General features: G+C 66.5%; 11 protein-coding genes. 6 read left to right on the plus strand and 5 right to left on the minus strand.

The features are described from left to right. Positions 1 to 9: 9 nt before the first annotated feature. From PP1Y_RS09475 to PP1Y_RS09485, 3 genes are all read right to left on the minus strand, one after another. On the minus strand, positions 10 to 3069 hold the full coding sequence (locus tag PP1Y_RS09475) for a CHAT domain-containing tetratricopeptide repeat protein (RefSeq protein ID WP_013832036.1): 3060 nt from the start codon (positions 3067 to 3069) through the stop codon (positions 10 to 12). Positions 3070 to 3373: 304 nt separating this feature from the next. Then, a complete protein-coding gene (locus PP1Y_RS09480) occupies positions 3374 to 3769 on the minus strand; it encodes a group II truncated hemoglobin (RefSeq protein ID WP_086000013.1) in 396 nt (131 codons plus the stop codon). After that, positions 3766 to 4095 (minus strand): antibiotic biosynthesis monooxygenase, encoded by a 330-nt coding sequence (locus PP1Y_RS09485; RefSeq protein ID WP_013832038.1) that lies wholly within the window; start codon positions 4093 to 4095, stop codon positions 3766 to 3768. Before PP1Y_RS09485 ends, PP1Y_RS09480 begins: the two co-directional genes overlap by 4 nt. A 195-nt stretch (positions 4096 to 4290) precedes the next feature. Between PP1Y_RS09485 and PP1Y_RS09490 the strand changes: the two genes are divergently transcribed. Beyond that, positions 4291 to 5508, plus strand: a complete 1218-nt coding sequence (locus tag PP1Y_RS09490; protein ID WP_041558728.1) for a carbohydrate porin — start codon at positions 4291 to 4293, stop codon at positions 5506 to 5508. A 52-nt stretch (positions 5509 to 5560) separates the two neighbouring features. On the opposite strand, the gene PP1Y_RS09495 is transcribed toward PP1Y_RS09490, so the two are convergent. Both PP1Y_RS09495 and PP1Y_RS09500 read right to left on the minus strand, forming a co-directional pair. Next, a complete protein-coding gene (locus PP1Y_RS09495; protein ID WP_051010004.1) occupies positions 5561 to 8785 on the minus strand; it encodes an amidohydrolase family protein in 3225 nt (1074 codons plus the stop codon). Positions 8786 to 8885: 100 nt separating this feature from the next. After that, a complete protein-coding gene (locus tag PP1Y_RS09500; RefSeq protein ID WP_013832041.1) occupies positions 8886 to 9494 on the minus strand; it encodes an FMN-binding negative transcriptional regulator in 609 nt (202 codons plus the stop codon). Positions 9495 to 9711: 217 nt separating this feature from the next. Here PP1Y_RS09500 and PP1Y_RS09505 point away from each other — a divergent pair, with 217 nt between their 5' ends. The 5 genes from PP1Y_RS09505 (at position 9712) to PP1Y_RS09525 (ending at position 17939) form a co-directional block, all read left to right on the plus strand. Beyond that, positions 9712 to 11175, plus strand: a complete 1464-nt coding sequence (locus PP1Y_RS09505; RefSeq protein ID WP_013832042.1) for a PLP-dependent aminotransferase family protein — start codon at positions 9712 to 9714, stop codon at positions 11173 to 11175. Positions 11176 to 11816: 641 nt separating this feature from the next. Then, entirely contained in the window at positions 11817 to 13976 is a 2160-nt protein-coding gene (locus PP1Y_RS09510; RefSeq protein ID WP_013832043.1) for a TonB-dependent siderophore receptor, read from the plus strand. 117 nt (positions 13977 to 14093) lie between these two features. Beyond that, entirely contained in the window at positions 14094 to 15047 is a 954-nt protein-coding gene (locus tag PP1Y_RS09515; protein WP_013832044.1) for an alpha/beta hydrolase, read from the plus strand. A 61-nt stretch (positions 15048 to 15108) separates the two neighbouring features. Further along, entirely contained in the window at positions 15109 to 16743 is a 1635-nt protein-coding gene (locus PP1Y_RS09520; protein WP_007012136.1) for an NAD(P)/FAD-dependent oxidoreductase, read from the plus strand. Next, on the plus strand, positions 16740 to 17939 hold the full coding sequence (locus tag PP1Y_RS09525) for an NAD(P)/FAD-dependent oxidoreductase (RefSeq protein ID WP_013832045.1): 1200 nt from the start codon (positions 16740 to 16742) through the stop codon (positions 17937 to 17939). The genes PP1Y_RS09520 and PP1Y_RS09525 overlap by 4 nt, the downstream gene beginning before the upstream one ends.

Genomic DNA, 17939 nt, shown 5'->3' on the forward strand with positions numbered 1-17939 from the left:
GTGCCGCGCTCAGTGCGCCGGGACCGGCCGCGCCGCGTCGCCGACGATGGCGAAACCTGCCCAGTAGTAGGGATGCGAGGTCAGCGGATCGTCCATCAGGCTTGTCTGCGAGGTACGCAGGGCATTGCCGATCGAGGCGTTCTTGGCCTTGTAGAAGCCGTTGAACAGCCGCTCGGTCGCGTCGAAATCGTCGGGTGCGGGCCAGTGGCTGGCGATCACCTGCCGTCCGCCCGCCGCGATGAAGGCGCGCACGAGGCCGTCGAGCGCCTCGCCCCCGCCAGTGGCAAGGCCGGCTTCGCGCGTCGCCTCCAGACCCGCGCCCGCTGCCGTGTCGCAGGCCGAGAGGATCACGAGGTCGGCGTCGAGATGCAGGTCGAAGATTTCGCGGAAGGAGAGCAGTCCGTCCGACCGGGAATCGCCGAAGGAAGTGAGCAGGGCCGGGCGTACCGGGCAACCGACGCGCGGGGCTGTGACAAGGCCGTGGGTGGCGAAATGGACGATGCGGAAGGCGCCGAGGTCCGGCCGGGCCATGATCGCTTCGTCGGTGAAATTCGCGCCGGTCATCAGGTCGGTACTGCCCGAAAGCAGGCTCGCTGCCTCGTTCAGTTCGCGCGGGGAAATCGGCTGGTTCCAGGTCGAGAGCGGCCAGGTGCAGTCGGCATCGATGGCCACCCCTTCGCCCGAGCGGATGCCGGGGCGCACGCTGACCGGGCCGAGCGGGACATTGTTGCCCAGGCCCAGGTATTCCTTCTTGGCCGCGGATCGCGGTGCGGCGCGGGCATCGCGGAAGCTGGCGGCGGACAGCGCGGTCGACACCTCGCGATCGCGGCCAAGCCAGTCGATCCCGGTGAAGTCGTACTCGTCGCCCCCGGCCTTGACCCTGGCATGGTAGGCGGCAACGCCCCCGGCATCGTCGGTCAGCAGGTTGATCGGCAGCTTGAGCATCGCGCCTGCCGGTTCGAAGATCAGGTGCGAAAGCGAGGCGATCTCGACGCGCGCGGGGCCGAGCAGAGCCGTGTCGAGGCTGACCGCGGTATCGATGTCGAAGGGGTAGGTGGACTGTACCCCGTTGATCGTGAGCGAGATGGAATCGCGCAAGGTGTCGACCGCGTCCTCGGCCTCCTGCGCGCTCATCGCGACTTTCCAGCCGCGCGCCTGCGTTGGCGTGATGAGAACGCCGTAAAGCGAACCGGCCAGCTGGGCCAGCTTGAAGTAGCCTTCACCCGGCCTGAGCGAGGCGCGCAACTGCTCCACCGTTGCCGTGCGCTGCGCGACGGCGCGATAGCGCGGGAACTTGGCGAGCGCGTCCATCGCTTCGAGCTGCGCGCCGGCAAGTTGGTCGCGCCGGGCCCGCAGGGCGTCGATCCGCGCATCGGTCTCGCCCGGTTGCTGCGCGGCGGTGAGACGCGCGATCTCGACGCGGGTGCGCTCCAGTTCGCGCGAAATGCCGAGCGAGCGGCGATAGAGGCCGGCGGCATCGTCCGAGCCGCCTTCCAGCTGGCGGGAAAGCTGCGTCAGCGTTTCCGCCGCGCCGGGCTGCTGCAGCAACTGGCTGGCCGTGAACAGTTCCTCGACCCTTGCCGGATCCTGCGTGGCCTCGCCGGCCAGCAGGTCGAAGTAGGGCCGCATGAGGTGTTCCATGCCGACCAGCACGCCCTGGTCGCGCTGGACGTCGGCGATGACGCCGCGATAGATCGCCAGGGCTTCGTCGGACTTGCCGCGCCGGGCGAGGAAGCCAGCGAGGCGGGCGCTCACGACATGGACCGAGGCGCTGTCCGGATAGGTCGTCTCGACAAGCTCGAGTGCGCCGCGAAGGTTGCTCTCGGCCTCGCCAAAGCGCCCCTGCGCCTCGTAGCCGAGTGCGAGTTCGGACATGATCTGCGCGCGCAGGCGGGTGATCGAGATGATCCGGCCGTCCTGCACTTTCATCGCATCGGCATAAGCCCGGGCGAGCGCCTCGCGCGCTTCGTCGGGCTTGCCGTCGAGGCGCAGCGCCGTGCCGCGAAGTTGCAGGGCCTGCGCATCGATCACGGCGGCGCGGTCCTGCGGCGAAAGGCGGGTCGGCTGGCCGAGCAGTGCGGTCAGGCTTGCGCCTGCTGCCCCGTTGAGGCTTGCCGCCGTCTGCCGGTCGATGCTCAGGGCGCCATCAGCCGCGACGGTGGGCGTGAAGGGCGGGACTTCGCGCGACAGGATCTCCAGCGCTTCCTGCGGGGCGCCGCGGTTGAGCGCATCGATGGCGGCGTAGTTGCGGGCGAGGCGCGTCTGGACCGGATCGCGCAGGTCCATGCCCTGCGCCTCGGCGAAATTGCGCCGGGCCTGGCCGAAAGCGCCGAGGTTGGACAGCTGCAGAGCCCGGTTGACCAGCGCTTCGTGGATCTGTGCCTCGTGCGATACGGCGCCGTCCTGCGTGGTATCGGCCAGGATCGCCGGGGCTGCGGCGAAGAATTCGGCCGCTTCGGCATAGGAGCCGGCGCTGTTGCCGCGATACCCCTGGCCGAGAAGCAGGCCGGGATCGCTGTTCTCGGCGCGGGCGCGGGCAAGGCTCAGGCCGTCGCTGGCCGCAAGGTTGGCAATCGAGATCGGTCCTTCGACGACGCGGTCCGCAACAAGGGAGCGCAGCGTCAGACGCAGCGCGTCATCGTATGCGGCCAGCCCTTCGACCGCGACGGTGCCGCGCTCGGTCTCCTGGATGTAGATACGCCATTCAAGGCCGGACTGGCTGTCCGTGCAGGTAAGGCCCTGCGCACCCGGCGCATCGCTGCCTGCGGGGCAAACCAGCTTCTCCGTGCGTCCGGCAGCCGCGCGCTGGATGGCGTCGGACTTGTCGCGGAAGGTATAGGCGGTGCCCACGGCGCGGGACACGTCTGCGCACAGGATCATCCACTTGCGGTCGAACACGGAGCGGCGCTGGTCGCCCATCGCCGTGCCCTGGACTTCGCAGGCCGGCCCGGCATTGCCGATCGGGAAGCTTTCCTCCGCCGAAGGGCGAAGCGGGGCTGGCGAAGCCGCGGAGGCACCAGCCGGGACGGCGAGTGCAGCTACAGCCAAGATCGACCGAAACGTACGCACCTCAATATCCCCCCAATATATTCGCCATGTATTTCCGCACCGAAGACTTGATGTGGAACTTGACCAGTCGCGGCGTAACCCCTTGCGCCGAGCCTCGTGGCCAATAAGTGCGATGCATTGTAGACCGCAACACGCTATTTGTTAAAGCCCGGTAATAAGTGATTTTTATCACCTGCTGCGCGCTTGCATCTCTGTTGTACTAGCGCAAAAAGCACGCAGGTGCGCGCAATCGACAAGTTATCCGCGTGTTAAGCATCATTTTCTGGAATCGTTGCGCCTATTCCGGCCATGGCCTGAAACTGCGTCAAGCCGGCGAATCGTCGGTATTTCGCATCCAGTCGGCCAGCTTGGCCATCGCTTCGTAGATCGCGGTGCGCTCGGCCTCGCCCGATACGGTTTCGTCGAGCGCCCCGCGCATGCACAGCAGCCAGGCATCGCGCGCGGCGCTGTCGATCGGGACATGCATGTGCCGCATGCGCATGCGTGGATGACCGCGCTCGCTCGAGTAGGCAGGCGGTCCGCCAAGCCATTCGGTCAGGTAGCGCTTGAGGATCGATCGGCTCGGTTCAAGGTCCTCGCGGTGCATGGCGCGGATTGTTCGCGCCTCTTCGAGCCGTTCCATGCGGCCATAGAAACTGTCGACGAGGCGGTCGATGGTGTCGCCGCCGCCGATGCGCTGGAAGAGGGGGGCCTCGCTCAGCTGATCACTCCATCGGCATCAAGGGTCTGGATCGCCTCGAATCCCTCGAAACGCGGTGGGCCCAGGTAGCGCGGCTTGGCGGAACCCGCCCCGGCATGCGCCTTGCGGAATGCTTCCGAACGGGTCCAGCCTTCGAAGTCCGCCTTCGATTGCCAGACGGTATGCGTGGCATAGAGGGTGTGGTCTTCGCCCTGGGGGCCACGAAGCAGATGGAAGGCGACGAAGCCGGGCACTTCATGAAGGAAGCTCTCGCGGCTCTTCCACATGGTCTCGAAGCCTTCTTCCTCGCCCCGGATGACCTGGAAGCGGTTCATCGCGATGAACATGACGGTGTCCTCCTGCGGGTTCGTGCGGCGCGCTTAAGCCAGCGGTACCGAAAAGGCGAGCGTGCAGTCTGTGCGGCGGGCTGCAATCGTGCAAGACCCGGCTTCGAGGTCCGAGCGACGGCACGGTGATTGGACCATCGCTTTGCGAAAATCTTGGATGTTTCACGTTCCAGCATAAGAAGTAGCCATTGCGGTATGCCTGAGACTTCATTCCTCGAAAGACGTGCCTGCTGGACAGGCGCTGCGGCGTTCGCCGCCTTGTTTGCCGTGCCTGAAAAGACCGGGGCGCAGGAAATGGACCCGGGCCATCCGGTGCAGACCGCCTCGGAGCGGCGGCAAGGTGAAGCCGAACGGATGAAGCGCACCGAGGCGATGCTGGACGTCGCCGCGGCCTATACCGCGGATGTCTGGCACAATTCGGGCGGGATCGGCAGCGGTTGGCGTTATCTCGACAATCTGGACGTCACGGCCGAGCTCGATCTCGACGCCGCCGTGGGCTGGAAAGGCGCCCGGGTCTTCGGATACGTTCTGTATAACAACGGGCGCTCGCTCAGCGAACTGACCGGGGATGCCCAGGTTGTCAGCAATATCGAGACCGGCGTGCGGGCCCTGCGCCTCTACGAGGCATGGGTCGAGCAGGACATTGCGCCGGGCGCTTCGGTGAAGGTCGGGCTCTACGATCTCAATTCGGAATTCGATGCGCTCGAAACCGGGGCCCTGTTCATCGGCAGCGCCCATGGGATCGGTACGGACATCAGCCAGTCGGGCGAAAGCGGCCCATCGATTTTCCCGGTGACGAGCCTGGCGCTGCGGGTTCAGGCCGATGTGGGCGAGGGGCTGACGGTGCGCTTTGCCGCGCTCGACGGCGTGCCGGGCGATCCCGATCATCCCAAGCGCACCGCGATCGAGCTGGGTCATGGCGACGGCGCGCTGCTGATCGGCGAGGCGGACTGGTCGAAGGGGCCTGTGCGCATTCTGGCAGGGGCCTGGGGATACACTGCCAGCTTCGACACGCACGATGGATCGGGCACGGCGAAAAGCCGGGGCGCCTATCTGCGCGGCGAAATGGTCCTGTCCGAGAATGCCAATCACAAGCTCAGCGCTTTCGCGCGCGGCGGGGTGGCGAGCGGCGCGGTCAATCCCTTCGGCACGTTCCTTTCAGGCGGGTTCACGCTGGACCTGCCCGGCGACTGGCAACTCGGCGCGGCCATTGCCCATGCGCGTACTTCCGCCGATTACCGCAAGGCAGTGGCTTCGAGGCGCGCCGAGACGGCGCTGGAACTCACCGTCGCCAAGGCGCTAACGCCATGGCTCAGCATTCAGCCAGACCTGCAATACGTCATCGATCCCGGCGCCGCGCCCGGAGTGGAAGACGCACTGGCCGCGGGTCTGCGGGTGACATTGAGCATCTGACGCCGCCGCGCCGCGCGGCCGCGACCGGTGGATGCTCCTTCTCAGTGCTTTCTCAGTGCTCCGGTTCGTCCGGGCGCTGGGGTTCGGGCAGGGGCAGCCACTGTTCCGCGTCCATCCCTTCGAACCAGGCATGGGGCGCTTCGCCGGCCTTCGGCCATAGCGGGCGAAGCGTGTCGCCATCGTAAAGGAAGCCGCCGCGCATGACGGCATCGATCGCGCGGGCATTGCGGATGTCGCGGCGCGGGTCGGCGTCGAGCACCACGAGGTCGGCCAGCTTGCCCGGCTCGATCGTCCCGAGATCGGCAAGTCGCCCGATCGTCTCGGCAGAGCCCGCAGTCGCCGCGCGCAGCACCGCTTCGGGCGTCATCCCGCCCAGCGCGTGCGCTTCCATTTCCCAGTGATAGCCGATGCCCGGGGCCTCTCCGTGCGAGCCCATGCCGACGAGCCCACCTGCCTTGGCCAGCGTTGCCGCATCGCGCGCGATCTCGCGGAAGCGGGTTTCCCCGAGGGGATGAAAGTCGCGTCCGCTGGTGAGCTTCTGGCGAATGGCGCTGGGCGACCAGAACCGGCGGATCTTGGCATCGACCACCGGATCGTCGTGGGCGATGAACCAGTCCATCGCCGGTGAGCCGCTGTTGGTGATGCTCAGGGTCGTGGTGTAGCTTGTGCGCTGGGCAACGAGGACCTGGATCAGGTCGTCACCCAGTTGCGGGGCGGGCAGGGCGTGTTCGTTGCCCGCATAGCCATCGAGGATCTGCGTCAGGTCGAGCTTGAGCGAAAGCGCGCCTTCGGTGGTGGGCAGCAGGTGCTGCTCGCGCGCGGCCATCGCCACCCATTGGCGCACTTCGCGTTTCCCGGTGCGGTATTCCTTGAGGTTCGAAAGACGATAGCCCTGCGAATAGCGCGAAAGAACGCGCCGGGCATCGCCAAGAGAGGCGATGCGCTGGCGTGAGAACACCGCCGTTCCGGTCGAGCGCATGCGCGGGGCGAGGATGAGTCCGGCATCGACCATGCCTTCGTAGTCGAGGTGGTCGACCGACAGCGTCGAGGGGTCGAAGCTGGTGGTGACGCCGTAGGCCAGTCTCGCGCGCATCCCCCACAGCTCGCGTGCCGGGTTGTTGCGCCGGATCGAGCCGATGTGGTCGTGGACATCGATGTACCCGGGCACGACGAACTTGCCCGAAACGTCGCGTATAGCGGTGCCTGGGGGAACATCGAAGCTGCCGCGCGGACCGACCTGCACGAAGCGGTTTCCGCTCACGAGGACATCGGCGTTCTCGATAGCCCTGTCGCCCTGCGCCATGGTGAGGACGGTGGCGCCGCGCAGCAGGATCGATCCCTGCGGCACGGCGCGCGGCAGGCTCGCTTCAAGACGCATGGCGGCCAGTTCGCTGCCGCCTGCTGCCTCGCGGCGGGTGAACAGGGTGCCGCTGACCATGTCGATGCTGCGGTCCCCGCTCCATTCGAACCAGTCGACGCCGATGCCGGGCAGCACGTGCGCGGGGCTGTCGGCGGCGGTGAGGTCCACTTCCTTTGCCGGATCGATGGGCGTGGCCAGCACGTAGAGGCGGTTCGCGATCATCGCCGCGACATGGCTGCCATCGGGGCTGATGCGCATGTCGTCGGCGTCTGCGTTGCCTTCGACGAAGTAGTACGCCGGTCCGGTGACATGGGCGACGGGTGTGACCTTGCCCGTGCCGATGTCGACCCGGGCAAGTCCGCCTGCATCGAGCAGGAAGACGCTGCCGGGGGCGGTCCGCGCAAAGTGCGGCCGCGCCCCGAAGTCGCCCTGTGCGACGAGGCGCAGGCCGCTGCCGTCGGCGTTCAACTCGATCAGTTCGCTCTTGCGCAAGGAGCCGAATTCGAAGTTTGTCTGCCGCCGCTCCTCCAGCGAGGAGCGCAGGACGAGCAGGTGTTTTCCGTCAGGCGTAAAGACAGGGAAACGGTAATATGCAGGGAACCGGGTCAGCCGCGTGGCTGTACCGCTGCCGCCGACAGGCATGGTCCACAAGGCGCCCCCTTCGGCCTCGGACCAGGTGACGAAAGTCAGGGTTCTGCCATCGGGCGACCAGGCCATCTGCGCCGGGCTTTCGCCATCGAACGGCAGGCGCCGTGCGATCTTGCCGCCGAGATCCTGCACCCACAGCGATCCCAGCGCGGCAAAGGCAATCCGCTGCCCGTCTGGGGATGGCAATGCAGCCATCGCCAGCTTCGCCTCGACCGGCCCGGTCGGCTCGTGGATCGCAAAGCGCGTGGACGGGCCAAGAGCGACGCGTGCGGTCAGCTTGCGCTCGATTCCCCGGCTGCTGCCATCGGCAAGCTCGCGCCGTTCGAACCGGCCCCCATGGCTGAGGATCAGGGCGTCCCCCCCAGGCGTAAAGGCCATGCCCGGGACCATGCCCTGCCATGAAGACGCCTGCAGCGCGTCCAGCTCGGTTTCGCCCAGCGCCGCGTCCTCGCCGGTTTCCAGATTGCGCAGGCGCAGCAAGCTGCGCCCTTCGCGCCGGGTGACATAGGCGAGCCGGGTTCCGTCCGGCGAGACATGCGGCGCGAAGAAGGTTTCCTCCCCCGTTCCGCGTCCGCCCGACCCGGCGATCACCTCCACTTCCTTGCCGGTGGCAAGGTCGCGGCGCAGGATCGTCCACTTCGTCGGGACGTCGAATTCCAGCCCGTCGATCCGGCGTGCGTAGTAGAGGTATCGACCATCGGGCGACGCAGCCGCGCCGAGCGTGGACCGCCAGGCCGAGCGCGGCGCGTCCCTGGCCGGCTTGATCGGTTCGAGCAGGCTCGCCGCGCCGGTCAGGGGAAACTGCCAGAACTCGTAATTGTTGAGGTCGGGTCGGTAGCGACTGGCAAAGACAGTCCTGCCGTCAGCGCTCCACGTCGGCGAGGCCATCGCGGTATCGTCGTCGAAGGCGGAAATGCGCCGGGCCTGCGAGCCATCGGCGCGCGCGATCCAGATGTTCTCGGACCCGCTGCGGTCGCTGGTAAAGGCGATCCATTGCCCGTCGGGCGAGAAGGTCGGCTGGGCATCGAAGGCAAGGCCTTCGCTTAGCTGCCGCGCTTTCCCGCCGCTGGCCGGCATCGTGTAGAGATCGCCGAGCACGTCGAAGACGAGCGTGCGGCCATCGGGCGAGACCGTTACCGAGGACCATGTGGTGCGCTCCGGGTGGAGCGTAAGCACCCGCTCGGGCTTGAGCGGAAGGTCCGCCAGCCCTGCGCCGGGAAGGCTCAGTGCCGTGACAAGCAGTGCTGCGGCGAGTGCTTTTCGCATCATGTCCCCGTGTCGTGGCGGCCCGGCAGACCGCTGCGGTGTTATATCGGTATGGCCGCCGCTCCCGGGCCAAGGCAATGGGTGAGGAAGTAACTCTTGCGCCTCACTTGCGCCGATCCCGGTTGAACGCCTCCATCCAGTTGCGCAAATCGGCGTCCGGATGGCTGGCAAGGATGGTCTCCAGCACTTCCGGGCTTTCGTCCTGCCCCAGCTTGAACGTCGCATCGAGCGAGGTAACGCGCGCCTTGAAACCGATTATCATGCCAAGCATGCCGGCGTAGCGTTCTTCCAGTTCGGCCACGTCCCAGGGCTTCTCGCGCCCTTCCTCGCAAGCGGCGACGAGACGGGCGACGGCCCCTGCGGTCAACGCTTCGTCGATGCGCACATCGGCCTCGATGCGCGCCTGCGCGTAGTTCCAGGTCGGACCCCACTTGCGGCGACCGGCATGTTCGGCAGAGACATAGGCCTGCGGGCCGGTGAACAGGAACTGCGCCTTGCCACCTTGCGCGAACAGCGCGTGCAGCGGGTTGCGGCGCGACATGTGGCCGACAAGGCCGGTGAGCGCGCCATCCTCGTCATAAGTCCCCAGCATCGGCAGCAGACTGGCCGATGCCGCGGGCGCGCCCGGGCAAAGCACCCAGGCGAGCGGATATTCGGCGATCAGTCGCCGTATGTCCTCATGCCTGTATCGGTCGAATGCCGGGTTCAGCATGGGCCTGCGATCCGTTTCATGCCGTCCTGTCTCGTGCGCGCGGTCCAGTCTGCGCCCATTTTCATGCCCCCATAGTCGTACCCGAGGGTCCTTGATCATCTTCGGTCTGGTCCAGCACAAGTGCCAATACTGAATATCTCTATGGTCCAATGCACTGGCGCCTGTTAGGCAGGCGGTGTGGAGGGAGCGTGAAGCACGCTCACGGGAGACTGAAAACATGCTGCGGCCCTGGCAGGTTACCTTGAGTGAACGGATCGATCCCGAACGCGGGACGCCGATCTACATGCAGATCATCCATGCCCTGATCCGGGACATCGAGACCGGGCGCCTGACTTCCGGCACGTTCCTGCCCAGCAGCCGCGAACTGGCCGGCGCGCTCGGCGTCAATCGCAAGACCGTGGTCCTCGCCTACGAGGATCTCATCGCGCAGGGCTGGCTATCGACCGAGGGCACGCGCGGAACCATGGTCTCGCGCTCGCTGCCCAGCAGCCCATCGGGAGAACCTTCGGTCGAAGCCGGAGCCAGGTTCGATCAGGCCCTTTACCGCTTTGCCGAGGCGCCGGACCGGCCTCTTGCCCTGCCCGGCGGCAAGGGCATCAAGCTCGACGAAGGTGCACCCGACGGGCGGCTGTTTCCCGCCGACCAGCTTGCCCGCGCCTATCGCTCGGCGATCAGCCGGGCTTCACGCTCGAACCGTCTGCAGTACCGCGACCCGCGTGGATCGGAAGGCCTGCGCGAACAAGTGGCCGAAATGCTGCGCACCCAGCGCGGTCTGCCAGTCTCGATGGAGAACATCTGCATCACCCGCGGCAGCCAGAACGGCCTGTTCCTGGCGCTGCAGGTGCTGATCGAGCCGGGCGATACGGTGATCGTCGAGGAACTGACTTACGAGCCCGCCGTCGCCGCGATCCGGGCGCTGGGCGGCAAGGTCATCCCGGTCGGTCTCGACGAGGAGGGCATCAATGTGGCGGAAGTGGAGGAATGCTGCCGCCGCCATGCGGTGCGCGCGATCTTCCTGACGCCGCACCACCAGTTCCCGACGACGGTCGCGCTGCGGCCCGAGCGGCGTCTGCAGCTCCTCGATCTCGCCCGCCAGTTCGGGGTGGCGATCATCGAGGACGATTACGACCACGAATTCCATTTCCAGTCGCAGCCGCTGCTGCCGATGGCGGGATATGCCCCGGCCCAGGTGATCTACCTGGGATCGATGTCCAAGCTGCTCCTGCCTGCCTTGCGCATCGGCTACATGGCCGCGCCGGAAAAGGTCATCGACGCCATCGCCCACCGTGTTTCGCTGACCGACGGCATGGGCAATACGGTGACCGAGGATGCCGCCGCCGAACTGATCCGAAGCGGTGAGGTGCGTCGCCACGCGCGCAAGGCCTGGAGGGTCTATTCCGAGCGGCGCGAGTCCTTTGCCAGGCTGCTGCACGAGCATCTTGGCGAGCATTGCAGTTTCGCGGTCCCGGATGGCGGGCTGGCCTTCTGGCTGCGCTTTTCCGGCGACCTCGACCTGATCGAGGCGCGGGCGCGGGAGCAGGGCCTGCGCTTTGCCAGCCATCGCTCGTTCATGGCCCGCGATACGGCGGCAAAGGGCATGCGGCTGGGGTTTGCGAGCCTCAACGAAGCGGAAGCCGAACGCGCCATCGCCGCCCTCGCGGCGGCCACCAGGGCGGACTGAGCCGCGAGAATGATCTGGCCCCATCGATTTCTTCGAATTGGGCGTTCTGGCCGACAAATAGGGCGCTAGTCGCGATCCATTAGAAACGAGCCTGACGGGTACGCATCGATCAGGAGTCTCGGCCGCCGTACCTTCCTCTCCCGCGCGGGATTTGCGGCGACCGAGCAGTGTGCTTTCGGCCTGTGCCGATCCGCTTCTCGCTGCCGCGGCCATACCCGCTTGACGCTGACGGGTGCGGCCAGGCGTGTGATGCTGGCGGGGCCAATGCACGGTCCTGCCCGCCCGATCGGCATGTCGCATTTCACGATGCCATGCAATCTTGCGCGTGCGGCTCGGCCCGGCATCGGCGGCAGGAAACCTGCACAATAATCCATGTCTCAGCCCGGTGCGCCGATTTTGCCGTTTTCGATCCGTGGCTTGCACGGATCGATCGGGACGCGGCGGGCAATGTGCGGGTCGGAGAGGCCCGGTCAGGAGGGAAGAAAGTCCACGGCTGATCCTTTGGTCCCCTGAACTCGCAAAACTTGGATGTTTTGCTGGACTATGGGCCGGGGGATTGTGGCGAAGTGGCGGCCCGCAGGGAGGACCGCCCGATACGAGCAGATCGCAAGAGCGAAGATCGTTTGCCAGTGGGGGTTAACATGAAGAATGATTTTGAGGTCACTCGCACCAGTGTTTCCGCGGCGCTCCGGCAGCGCGGCAGCCTGACCGTCCTCGCCGCCGCGCTTTGCGCCATCGCCAGCCCGGCCGCCGCGCAGGACTCCAAGGAAATCGTCGTCACCGCACAGCGGGTCAACGCCACCCACGTCGAGAACGGCGGTTCGGCGGGCGTGCTGGGCAACAAGGCCGCCGAAGACCTGCCTTTCAACGTGCGCAGCTTCGATGAAACGCTGATCCTCAACCAGCAGCCAAAGTCGCTCGGCGAAGTGCTCGAGAACGATCCGACCGTGCGCACGACCTACGGGTTCGGCAATGCGGCGGAAAGCTTCGTCATCCGCGGCTTCGAGCTGTTCGGCGACGACGTCGGCCTCAACGGTCTCTACGGTATCACCCCGCGCCAGCTGATTGCGCCGGAACTTTTCGAAAGCGTCCAGGTGCTCAATGGCTCGTCGGCCTTCCTCAATGGCGCAGCGCCGGGCGGTTCGGGCCTTGGCGGTAGCGTCAACCTGCTGCTCAAGCGCGCCGGTGACGCGCCGCTCAACCGCGTGACTGCAGGCTATACCTCGGATTCGCACTTCGGCGGCAGCTTCGACGTCTCGCGCCGCTTCGGCGACTTCGGCGTGCGCGTGAACGGCAACTACCAGGACGGCCAGCTCGGCATCGACCGCGAGGATCGCATGTCGGGCGTTCTGGGCGCCGGCTTCGACTGGTCCAATGGCCCGGTTCGCGTCTCGCTCGACCTCGGTTACCAGAAGGTGCGCGTCGACGATCTGCGCCCCAAGGTGACGATCTATACCGCGACCATCCCGCGGGTGCCCAAGGCCAGCGCCAACTATTCGCAGAAGTACACCTACAGCAAGCTGCGCGATATCTTCGGCGTCTTCAACTTCGAGTACGACTTTGCTGAAAATGCGACGCTCTGGGCCAAGGCCGGCGCGCGCGACGGCAGCGAGGACGGTATCTATGGCGGCTTCAACCTGTTCGATGCGACCACTGGCGACGGTTCGGGCAATGCCCTTTACGTGCCGCGCACCGACAATAACGAAGCGGCCGAGGTCGGCGCGCGCGTCAAGCTGGGCAGCGCCGTCACGCATGAGATCGTCGTGGGCGGCAATGCCAGCTGGCAGGTCAACCGCAATGCCTTCGACTTCCTCTATGGCGACGGTTTTGCCGGCTTCCCGACCAATCTCTACGATACCCCGCAGCTCGATCCGCTGACTTCCTCGCTTGTCGGCGGCGATCTCAACGATCCCTACCCGATCTCGCGCACGCGGCTCTGGTCGGCCTTTGCCTCCGACACCGTCGGTTTCCTCGACGATCGCATCCTCGTGACCGGCGGCCTGCGCCTGCAGACGCTCAACATCAAGACCTATGGCTATTACGATGGCGGCCTGCCGGAATCGGCTTACGATGCCGACGAGGTGACGCCGGTCGTCGGCGTGGTCGTGAAACCGGTAGAGGGGCTGTCGCTCTACGCCAACCGGATCGAGGCGCTGCAACAGGGGCCCTCCGCCGGCTTCGGCGCCGCCAACTTCGGCGAAGTCTTCCCGCCCTACGTCTCGACCCAGTACGAGTTCGGCGGCAAGGGCAAGATCGGCCCGATGTTCGTGAGCCTGGCGTTCTACCAGATCAAGAAGCCCAACGGGTACATCGACAACAATACGCTGGTTTTCGCGGTCAACGGCGAGCAGCGCAACCGCGGCATGGAGCTTACGCTCAACGGCGAACTGGCCCCCGGCCTGCGCCTGATCTCGGGTCTTGCGGTCAATGACGCCAAGCTGACCAAGACCGGCGATGCCACCGAGGGCAACGATGCCAAGGGCGTGCCGGATTGGACCGCGAACGCGAACATCGAGTGGGATACCCCGATGATCGAGGGCCTGACCCTGACCGGGCGCGTGATCTATACCGGCAAGCAGTGGGTCGATGCGGCCAATACGCTGCGCCTGCCGGACTGGGCCGTGTTCAACCTCGGCGCGCGCTATGTCCTCGCTGCGGGAGACGTGCCCGTCACGCTGCGATTCAACGTCGATAACGTTGCCAACAAGCGGTACTGGGCCTCGGCCTACGACGCCTTCTCCTCGGCCCTGCTGCAAGGCCAGCCGCGGACCTTCAAGGCTTCCATCTCGGCAGACTTCTGACGAAGCCAGCCTAGACTGCGGCCCGGCGCCTTTCCTCTCCCTCCCGCCGGGCCGCAGATCCTTTCCGATATGAGGGGGCCAGCGCCGGACTTTCCGGCCATGCCCCAAGAGAAGGTCATGTTCGAAAACGACGATGTCGATCCGCAGATCCGGGACTTCCTGAACCGCATGTTCGCGTCCTCGGCCGCGCTCGGTTCGCGGCCCGGGCTGTCCGCGCCGGAACGGCGTGCGATTGCCGAGCGTCAGCGCGAGCCATGGGTGCGGGGCGGCCCTGCGATGCATGCCAGCGAGGAGCTGCGCGTCGGGCAGTCCCAGGTCCGCGTCCGGATCCACCGGCCGGTGGCGGACGCGGACCTGCCGGTGCTCGTCTATCTCCACGGCGGCGGCTGGACCCTGTTCAGCATCGACACGCATGACCGCCTGATGCGTGAGTATGCGGCGCGCTCGGGCTGCGCTGTTATCGGCATCGACTATGCACTGGCGCCCGAGCACCGCTTTCCGCGCGCGCTGGACGACATTGCGCAAGTGCTCGACTGGCTGGCCGCGAAAGGCGCCGACCACGGGCTCGATCCGAAGCGCTATGCCCTTGGCGGTGACAGCGCGGGCGCCAATCTCTCGGTTGCCGCGGCCATCGACCGGCGCGATGCTGGGGCCGCCATGCCCTGCGGACTGCTCCTGAATTACGGGGCCTTCGACGGCGAATGGCGTGCCAGCTACGAGCGTTACGGCGACGGCGACCGCTATATGCTGACCGGTCCCGAAATGGACGAGTTCTGGGAAAGCTACCTCGGCGCCGATGCCCTTTCACCGGAGAGGATGGATCCGCGCGCCCGGGTCTTCCACGCCGAATTGCATGGCCTGCCGCCGAGCTGGCTGTGCGTCGCGCGCTGCGACATCCTTCTGGACGAGAATGTGCTGATGGCCGAACGCCTGACCGCGGCGGGCGTCGAGGCGCACCTGAAGATCTACGATGGCGCCACGCACAGCTTCCTGGAAGCTGTGGCGATTTCCTCGATTGCCGACAGGGCTATTGCCGAAGCATCCGAGTGGCTTGCCGCAGTGCTGGATTAAAATCCTGCGAACTGGCTGCAAGGCCATGGCGTACGGGCGCTATCCCGTATAAGGCGGCGCCATGCTTCGCCTATCCGACCTGGCACTTCCACTCGATCACAGTTCCGCCGAGCTCGAGCAGGCCGTCATCGCCCGCCTGGGCATCGATCCTGCCGATCTTGAGCGGATGACCATCGTGCGCCGCGGCAACGACGCCCGGCGTAAGGCCGCGATCAAGCTGGTCTATTCGCTCGACATCGTGCTGCGCAACGAGGCCGAGGTGCTGGCCCGCTTCGCCGACGACCAGCACGTGCGGCAGACGCCGGACACGTCCTACAAGTTCGTGACCCATGCGCCCGCGAACTATGACGGTCCGCGCCCGGTCGTGATCGGGGCGGGCCCCTGCGGCCTGCTGGCCGGGCTGGTGCTGGCGCAGATGGGCTTCCGGCCGATCATCGTCGAACGCGGCAAGGCCGTGCGCGAGAGGACCAAGGATACCTGGGGGCTGTGGCGCCGCTCGGTCCTCAACCCGGAAAGCAACGTGCAGTTCGGCGAAGGCGGTGCCGGTACCTTCTCTGACGGCAAGCTCTACAGCCGCATCAAGGACCAGCGCCATCTGGGCCGCAAGGTCCTGTCCGAATTCGTCAAGGCGGGGGCGCCCGACGACATCCTCACCGAGGCGCATCCCCACATCGGCACCTTCCGCCTGGTGACGATGGTCATGTCGATGCGCGAGACGATCGAAAAGCTGGGCGGGGAATACCGCTTCCAGACCCGGGTCGAGGACTTCGAGATCGAAGAGGGCGCCGACGGCGAACGCCGCCTCGTCGGCCTGCATCTGTCCGATGGCGAATATCTGCCCGCACGCCACGTGATCATGGCCGTCGGTCACTCTGCGCGCGATACCTTCTACAAGCTGCACGAGCGCGGCGTGCATATCGAGGCGAAGCCCTTTGCCATCGGTGTGCGCATCGAACATCCGCAAAGCTGGATCGATACCGCCCGCTACGGGCCGAGCGCGGGCAACAAGATTCTGGGCGCGGCGGCCTATTCGCTTTCGCACAAGTGCTCGAACGGGCGCGTGGTCTATTCGTTCTGCATGTGCCCGGGCGGTCGCGTCGTTGCCGCCACGTCCGAGGAGGGCCGTGTCGTCACCAACGGCATGAGCCAGTACTCGCGCGCCGAATTCAACGCCAATTCGGGTATCGTCGTCGATATCGATCCGGAGCGCGACTATCCCGGCGATCCGCTGGCGGGCATCGCCTTCCAGCGCAAGTTCGAGGAACTGGCCTACAAGGCGGGCGGCTCCAACTACAAGGCGCCGGGCCAGAAGCTCGGCGATTTCCTTGCCGGACGGCCTTCCACCGAGTTCGGCGTCGTCACGCCCAGCTATCAGCCCGGCGTGCACCTGACCGACCTCAGCGAGTGTCTGCCCGACTATGTGATCGAATCCATTCGTGAGGCGCTGCCCGTGTTCGGACGGCAGGTGCCGGGATACGATCATCCCGACGTGGTGATGACCGGTGTCGAAACGCGCACCTCCTCGCCGGTGCGGATTACCCGAGGTCGCGACTACCAGAGCCTCAATACCCGCGGTCTCTACCCGGCGGGTGAGGGTGCAGGCTATGCGGGCGGCATCCTCAGCGCCGCGGTCGACGGCATTCGCGTGGCCGAGGCGCTGGCTCTCGAACTGGTGTCCGAGCCGGTTCCGGCGTGACCGCAAGCTACGATGCGATCGTGCTCGGCGCAGGTGCGGCCGGGCTGTTCTGTGCTGCCACGGCGGGTCAGCGCGGTCGGCGCGTGCTGCTGCTCGACCATGCCGCGCAAGTGGGCAAGAAGATCCTGATTTCCGGCGGCGGGCGCTGCAACTTCACCAATATCCATACCGGACCTGACCGCTATCTTTCGCAGAACCCGCATTTCGCGAAGTCGGCGCTCAGCCGCTACACCGCGCAGGATTTCCTGGCGCTGGTCGAAAGCCATGGCATCGCCTGGCATGAAAAGACGCTGGGCCAGCTCTTCTGCGACCAGAGCGCCAGGCAGATCGTCGCGATGCTGCTGGACGAATGCGCCAAGGGCGGCGTCGAGGTACACTGCGGCGATGCCGTCGGCGGCGTCGACCATGCCGACGGCGCCTACCGCGTGCGCTACGGCGATAGCGAGGCGAGCGCGCCTGCGCTGGTGATCGCTACCGGCGGTCCCTCGATCCCGAAGATGGGCGCTAGCGGCTTCGCCTACGACCTGGCGCGCCAGTTCGGCTTGAAGGTCGTGCAGCCGCGTCCGGCGCTGGTGCCCTTGACCCTGCCGGGCGATGACACGCTGTTTCGCGAGCTTTCGGGCGTGTCCACCGAAGTGATCGCCCGTGTCGAGGGTAAGGGGAAGGGCGCCCCGGCCTTTCGCGAGGCGGCGCTGTTCACCCACCGCGGCCTTTCCGGCCCGGCGATCCTGCAGATCTCCAGCTACTGGCAGCGCGGCGATACCGTGACCACGCAGTTCGTGCCGGACCGCGTGGAGGGGTGGCTGAAGCAGGCGAAGCGCGATCGTCCGAAGGCGACATTGCGCAAACTGCTCTCCGAAGACCTGCCCGATCGCCTGTCCCAGGCGCTGTGCGACAGGCTCGGCCTTGCCGGCGATCTGGGCAACCTCTCCGACAAGGCGCTCGGCGCGGCCGAAGCGAAGCTGGCGCGCTGGCCCTTCGTGCCCGACGGCAGCGAGGGCTTCGCCAAGGCGGAAGTGACGGCCGGCGGCATCGACACGCGCGGTATCTCGTCCAAGACCATGGAAGCGCTCAAGGTGCCCGGCCTCTACGTCATCGGCGAGGCTGCCGATGTCACGGGGTGGCTGGGCGGCTACAACTTCCAGTGGGCCTGGGCGAGCGCGAGGGCGGCCGGCCTGGCACTGGCGGAAGGTTAG

The organism is Novosphingobium sp. PP1Y (genome assembly GCF_000253255.1).
Taxonomy (GTDB): Bacteria; Pseudomonadota; Alphaproteobacteria; order Sphingomonadales; family Sphingomonadaceae; genus Novosphingobium.

Excerpts from the sequence above, each read along its gene's own strand:
- PP1Y_RS09485 (WP_013832038.1), bottom strand. The coding sequence starts at position 4,095 with ATGTTCATCGCGATGAACCGCTTCCAGGTCATCCGGGGCGAGGAAGAA.
- PP1Y_RS09490 (WP_041558728.1), top strand. The coding sequence starts at position 4,291 with ATGCCTGAGACTTCATTCCTCGAAAGACGTGCCTGCTGGACAGGCGCT.
- PP1Y_RS09495 (WP_051010004.1), bottom strand. The coding sequence starts at position 8,785 with ATGATGCGAAAAGCACTCGCCGCAGCACTGCTTGTCACGGCACTGAGC.
- PP1Y_RS09500 (WP_013832041.1), bottom strand. The coding sequence starts at position 9,494 with ATGCTGAACCCGGCATTCGACCGATACAGGCATGAGGACATACGGCGA.
- PP1Y_RS09505 (WP_013832042.1), top strand. The coding sequence starts at position 9,712 with ATGCTGCGGCCCTGGCAGGTTACCTTGAGTGAACGGATCGATCCCGAA.
- PP1Y_RS09510 (WP_013832043.1), top strand. The coding sequence starts at position 11,817 with ATGAAGAATGATTTTGAGGTCACTCGCACCAGTGTTTCCGCGGCGCTC.
- PP1Y_RS09515 (WP_013832044.1), top strand. The coding sequence starts at position 14,094 with ATGTTCGAAAACGACGATGTCGATCCGCAGATCCGGGACTTCCTGAAC.
- PP1Y_RS09520 (WP_007012136.1), top strand. The coding sequence starts at position 15,109 with ATGCTTCGCCTATCCGACCTGGCACTTCCACTCGATCACAGTTCCGCC.